Raw genomic sequence first — 923 nt, 5'->3', positions numbered from 1 at the left:
CTCGAGGTCGTGCGCGCCGCCTCCGCCGGCGACCTGACCCGCGAGGTCACCCTCACCGGCACCGACGCCATCGGCCAGCTCGCCGCCGGCCTCTCCACCCTGCTCACCGCCCAACGCGACTCCATGATCGCCATCGGCCGCACCGCCGACTCCCTCGCCATCGCCGCCGAACAACTCACCATCCTCTCCCAAGGCATGGGCGACGGCGCCACCCTCACCTCCGACCGCGCCGCCTCGGCCACCGGCTCCGCCGGCGAGGTCTCCGCCTCCATCCAGACCGTCGCCTCCGCCGCAGAAGAGATGACCGCCTCCATCCGCGAGATCGCCCAGAACGCCACCGAAGCCGCCACCGTCGCCACCGGCGCCGTCACCGTCGCCTCCTCCGCCCAAGGCACCGTCGCCTCCCTCGGCGAGTCCTCCGCCGAGATCGGCCAAGTCATCAAGGTCATCACCTCCATCGCCCAACAGACCAACCTCCTCGCCCTCAACGCCACCATCGAAGCCGCCCGCGCCGGCGACGCCGGCAAGGGCTTCGCCGTCGTGGCCAACGAGGTCAAGGAACTCGCCAAGGAGACCGCCCGCGCCACCGAGGACATCGGCCGCAAGATCGAGGCCATCCAAGGCGACACCACCGGCGCCGTCACCGCCATCGCCGAGATCTCCGAGGTCATCGGACGCATCAACGACATCCAGACCACCATCGCCTCCGCCGTGGAGGAACAGACCGCCACCACCAACGAGATCGCCCGCTCCGTCACCGAAGCCGCCGGCGGCGCCAACGGCATCGCCGACGACATCGCCCAAGTCGCCTCCGCCGCCGACGACACCCGCCACGGCGCCCACAACACCCTCGAGTCCGCCACCGCCCTGGCCACCATGGCCACCGAGCTCAAGGCCCTCGTGGCCCGCTTCCAGGTCTGAGG

Annotated in this window: 1 protein-coding gene; it reads left to right on the top strand. The window is 71.3% G+C overall.

Going from position 1 to position 923, the window contains the following annotated elements; translation table 11 throughout:
- On the top strand, nucleotides 1-921 hold a 921-nt coding region (locus IR170_RS19210), incomplete at its 5' end, for a methyl-accepting chemotaxis protein (RefSeq protein ID WP_227489672.1).
- Nucleotides 922-923: the final 2 nt, after the last annotated feature.

Origin of the sequence: Nocardioides kribbensis (assembly GCF_015070375.1) — a bacterium.
Taxonomy (GTDB): Bacteria; Actinomycetota; Actinomycetes; order Propionibacteriales; family Nocardioidaceae; genus Nocardioides; species Nocardioides kribbensis.
Note: the sequence above shows the minus strand (reverse complement) of the source record. Positions and strands in the feature narration are given on the sequence as shown.